Annotated in this window: 3 protein-coding genes and 3 pseudogenes; 4 read left to right on the plus strand and 2 right to left on the minus strand. The window is 66.3% G+C overall.

Features of this window, described 5'->3' with window-relative positions; translation table 11 throughout:
* Together TY51_RS05775 and TY51_RS05780 are read right to left on the minus strand one after the other, a co-directional pair.
* Nucleotides 1-644 (minus strand): annotated as a pseudogene (locus TY51_RS05775) (sensor histidine kinase); the annotation flags it as partial.
* Entirely contained in the window at nt 631-1,335 is a 705-nt protein-coding gene (locus TY51_RS05780; protein ID WP_042247077.1) for a response regulator transcription factor, read from the minus strand. The pseudogene TY51_RS05775 and the gene TY51_RS05780, both read right to left, overlap by 14 nt.
* A gap of 181 nt (nt 1,336-1,516) precedes the next feature.
* Between TY51_RS05780 and TY51_RS05785 the strand changes: the two are divergent.
* From TY51_RS05785 to TY51_RS21730, 4 genes and pseudogenes are all read left to right on the plus strand, one after another.
* Nucleotides 1,517-2,757: pseudogene (locus TY51_RS05785) on the plus strand (ABC transporter substrate-binding protein).
* 64 nt (nt 2,758-2,821) lie between these two features.
* A complete protein-coding gene (locus TY51_RS05790) occupies nt 2,822-3,694 on the plus strand; it encodes a carbohydrate ABC transporter permease (protein ID WP_042247080.1) in 873 nt (290 codons plus the stop codon).
* Nucleotides 3,684-4,538, plus strand: coding sequence for a carbohydrate ABC transporter permease (locus tag TY51_RS05795; protein ID WP_042247083.1), 855 nt, complete (start codon nt 3,684-3,686; stop codon nt 4,536-4,538). Before TY51_RS05790 ends, TY51_RS05795 begins: the two co-directional genes overlap by 11 nt.
* 3 nt (nt 4,539-4,541) lie before the next feature.
* Nucleotides 4,542-4,667 (plus strand): annotated as a pseudogene (locus TY51_RS21730) (ABC transporter ATP-binding protein); the annotation flags it as partial.

Genomic DNA, 4,667 nt, shown 5'->3' on the forward strand with positions numbered 1-4,667 from the left:
GCGGCGGTGCGGGCGCGGTGGTCGCGCAGCGCGGCGGCAAAGGCGGTGAACGCCCCCGCCACCCCGGCGACCCAGCCCAGCAGCATCGCCATCGCGCCCAGGCCCAACGCCCCGGCCAGCAGGCGCCGGTCGGGTGGCGCGGCCTGGCACCCCCAGACCGGTGCGCCATCGACGCGGATCCAGGGACCGGATTCCTGTTGCACGAACAGCCGCGGCTCGCTGCAGAACCGCGCCAGCGTGCGGGTGATCGAGGCGAGGCCCGCGGCCTGGCTGCCGCCTCCGACGGATTGCACCTCGGCCGCGGGATAGGTCAGGTCGGGCGACTGGATGCGCACCGACAGCCGCGCCCCTTGGGACAGGTCGGGCCTGCCGCCGCCGGTCAGGGTGATCACCGTCTGCCGCCAGCCGGGCGGCAGGTCGGGCGCCGCGCGCAGTTGGGTCTGGGACAGGCCATCGGGCAGGGCGCTGCCCGCGTCCAGACTGTCGGCCAGCGCCAGCCCGGCGATATAGGCGCGGTTCAGATGCCCGTCCCACGCCGCATCGCTGGCGGTCCACAGCCAGACGGCACCGCCGCCCGCCAGCATCGCCAGCACGACCCACAGGCTGGCCACCACCCGCAGCGACAGGCGGTCAGTCAGCGTCACGCGCAACCTCGGACGACAGCACATAGCCCAGGCCGCGTTCGGTGCGGATCAGTGCCGGATCGGTCTTTTGCCGGAGGCGGCCGACCAGCACGTCGATGGCGCGCCCCTCGGCCGCGTCGTCATCGTCCAGCGCGGCGGCGATCTCGTCGCGGGTCAGGGGGATCAGCGGGTTGGCCAGGAACACCCGCAGCAGCGCGGTTTCCCGCGAGGACAGGCTGACCTGCCAGCCACCGGGGGCCGTCACCTCGTCGCGCCGCGCGTCATAGCGCCAGCCCGCAAAGCGCAGCACGCTGTCGCGCTTGCGGTGCGACAGGCTGGGCGCGCGGCCCGCGCGGCGCAGCACCGCCCGGATGCGCGCCAGCAGCAGGTCGGGGTTGAAGGGTTTGGCGATGTAATCGTCGGCGCCGACCTCGTATCCGGCCATGCGCTGATGGTCGGCGGACAGGGCGCTGACCATGATGATTGGTACGTCCTGCGCTTCGCGGATCTCGGCGCAGATGGTGACGCCGTCGTCATCGCCCAGGGACACGTCCAGCAGGATCAGGTCCACTCGGCCGCCGCGCAGCGCGGCCAGCGCGGTCGCGCGGCTGTCGGCGCGCGACACGTGAAAGCCGTGACGCTGCAGATAGGCGGCCAGCATGGCGGCCATGTCGGCATCATCCTCGACCAGCAAAAGGCGGTGCAGGCTCATCAAAGGTCCTCCGTCCCGTGATCTAGCATCGCAGGAATGGGTTACGTAACAGTTTGTAACATAACGCTGCGAAATCTGCTGAACGCATGGCTGCGCTGCGTTGCGGACATGGCTGGGCTTGCGGCATGATCGAACCACACGCGGATCACCGAATCCGCGCGGGATAGATCTGGGAGGATCCATGAACATCAAATCCGTTCTGGCGGCTTCGACCGCCGTGATGCTGGCTGCGCCGGCGATGGCCGAACCCACCGCCGAGGTGCTGCACTGGTGGACGTCCGGCGGCGAGGCGAAATCGGTCGCCGTCCTGCAGGAACAGTTCGCGGCCGAGGGCGGCACCTGGACCGACATGCCCGTGGCCGGCGGCGGCGGTGACGCCGCGATGACCGCGCTGCGCGCCCGCGTTCTGGCCGCAACGCGCCGACCGCCGTTCAGCTGAAGGGCCCCGCGATCCAGGAATGGTACGAGGAGACCGGTCTGGCCGACATCGGCACTGTTGCCGAGGAGAACGGCTGGGACGCCGTCCTGCCCGCGCAGATCGCCGCCCACATGAAGTGCGAGGACCAGTGGTGCGCCGCACCCGTGAACGTTCACCGCGTGAACTGGATCTGGGGCAACAAGCAGATCCTGGACGAGAACGGCATCGAGATGCCGACCACCTGGGAAGAGTTCAACGCCGCAGCCGAAAAGCTGCAGGCCGCGGGCATCACGCCGCTGGCCCATGGCGGCCAGAACTGGCAGGACGCGACCATCTTCGAGACGGTCGTGCTGGGCCTTGGCGGACCGGAATTCTACCAGCAGGCGCTGGTCGACCTGGACACCGAGGCGCTGACCTCGGACACGATGAAGCAGGTCTTCGACCAGATGCGGACCATCCGCGGCTATGTCGACGACAACTTCTCGGGTCGTGACTGGAACCTGGCCACGGCCATGGTCATGAACAACGAGGCCGCCTTCCAGATCATGGGCGACTGGGCCAAGGGCGAATTCCTGGCCGCGGGCAAGCAGCCGGGCGTCGATTTCGTCTGCGCGCCTACCCCGGGCGAGGGCTTTCTGTACAACGTCGACAGCTTTGCCTTCTTCGAGCTGGAAGGCGAGGACAAGCAGCAGGGCCAGGCCCTTCTGGCCAGCCTGATCATGGGCCCGGACTTCCAGAAGACGTTCAACCTGAACAAGGGGTCGGTCCCGGCCCGCACCGACGTGGCTCTGGACGATTTCGACGATTGCGCGAAACAGTCGAACGCCGACATGACCGCGGATGCGGAAAACGGCTCTCTGCTGCCCAGCTATGCGCATGGGATGGCGCTGCGCGGCGCACCGGCCGGTGCGATCACCGACGTGGTGACCGCGCATTTCAACAGCGACATGTCGTCGGATGACGCCGTGCAGCAACTGGCCGACGCGGTCGCAAACTCGATGTGATCACGGCCTGACGACCCCGCGCCCCTGTCCGGGCGCGGGGTTTTTCTTTGGGGGTTTACCGGAAATGGAATGGCTTGAACGCAACGTGCCCAAGGTCGTCTTGGCGCCGTCCTTCGTGGCGATCCTGGTCTTTGTCTATGGCTTCATCGCCTGGACGGCCTGGATCAGCTTTACGCGCTCGCGGCTGATGCCGCGCTATGAACTGGACGGTGTGACGCAATATCAGCGGCTGTTCGACGCCCCCCGGTGGGACGTGGCGATGAACAACCTGTTCATCTTCGGTGGCCTGTTCATCGTGATCTCGATGGTGATCGGGCTGACGCTGGCCATCTTCCTGGACCAGAAGATCCGGGCCGAGGGCGTGCTGCGCACCATCTATCTGTATCCCATGGCGCTGTCGCTGATCGTGACCGGCACCGCCTGGAAATGGATCCTGAACCCGGGCCTGGGCATCCAGCAGGCGATCCGCGGTTGGGGGTTCGAGAATTTCACCTTCGACTGGCTGATCAAGCCCGAAATGGCGATCTATACCGTCGTGCTGGCCGCCGTCTGGCAGGCCTCGGGCTTTGTGATGGCGCTGTTCCTGGCCGGCCTGCGGTCGGTGGACACGGAAATCATCCGCGCGGCCCAGGTCGACGGCATTCCCACGCACCGCATCTATTCCGCGATCATCATCCCGACGATGGCGCCGATCTTTCTGTCGGCCTTCATCGTGCTGGCGCACCTGGCCATCAAGGCGTTCGACCTGGTCATCGCGCTGACCGGCGGCGGCCCCGGCTATGCCACCGACCTGCCCGCGACCTACATGTACGCCATGGCGTTCTCTCGCGGCGATCTGGGGCAGGCGGCGTCCAGCGCCATGATCATGATGATGGTCATCTTTGCCATCGTGGTTCCCTATCTCTACAGCGAATTGAGGCCGCGCCATGACAAGTAAGACCGTGTTGCGGTGGGGCCTGTACGGGATCCTGATCCTGTTCGCCCTGTTCTATCTGATGCCGCTGTTCGTCATGCTGACGACATCGCTGAAATCCCTCGAGGAAATCCGCACAGGCAGCCTGCTGGCCCTGCCGCGCGAGATCACCTTCGCCCCCTGGGCCGAGGCCTGGTCGACCGCCTGCGCCGGCACCCAGTGCGAGGGTCTGCGCCCGTTCTTCTGGAACTCGGTGCTGATGGCCGTCCCCGCGGTGATGATCTCGACCATCATCGGGGCGCTGAACGGCTATGTCTTCGCCCAGTGGCGCTTTCGCGGCGCGAACCTGTTCTTTGCCGCGATCCTGTTCGGCTGCTTCATCCCGTTCCAGGTGGTGCTACTGCCGATGGCGCAGATGCTGGGCCTGATGGGGCTGGCCGGCACCATTCCGGGGCTGATCTTCGTCCACGTCATCTATGGCCTGGGCTTCACCACGCTGTTCTTCCGCAACTACTATGTCACCATTCCGCAGGAACTGGTGCGCGCGGCCAAGGTCGACGGGGCAGGGTTCTTCCGCATCTTCTGGTCGATCTTCCTGCCGATCTCTCTGCCGATCATCACCGTTTCGGTGATCTGGCAGTTCACGCAGATCTGGAACGACTTCCTGTTCGGCGTCAGCTTCAGCGGGGCCGGGTCGCAGCCCGTGACCGTCGCGCTGAACAACATCGTCAACTCCACCACCGGCGTCAAAGCCTACAACGTGGACATGGCCGCGGCGATCATCGCCGCCCTGCCCACGCTGCTGGTCTATGTCGTCGCCGGCAAATACTTCATCCGCGGCCTGACCGCCGGCAGCGTCAAGGGATAAGCCATGCCCATTCTGGAAATCGACCACCTGCAGAAAGCCTATGGCGACACCCATATTCTGCACGACATCAACATCAGCATCGACGAGGGCGACTTCCTGGTGCTGGTCGGCCCGTCGGGCTGCGGCAAG

This window comes from Paracoccus sp. PAMC 22219 (assembly GCF_000787695.1).
GTDB lineage: Bacteria > Pseudomonadota > Alphaproteobacteria > Rhodobacterales > Rhodobacteraceae > Paracoccus.

Bases quoted from the DNA above. Each gene is read 5' to 3' on its own strand.
- TY51_RS05780 (WP_042247077.1), bottom strand. From the start codon at position 1,335: ATGAGCCTGCACCGCCTTTTGCTGGTCGAGGATGATGCCGACATGGCC.
- TY51_RS05790 (WP_042247080.1), top strand. From the start codon at position 2,822: ATGGAATGGCTTGAACGCAACGTGCCCAAGGTCGTCTTGGCGCCGTCC.
- TY51_RS05795 (WP_042247083.1), top strand. From the start codon at position 3,684: ATGACAAGTAAGACCGTGTTGCGGTGGGGCCTGTACGGGATCCTGATC.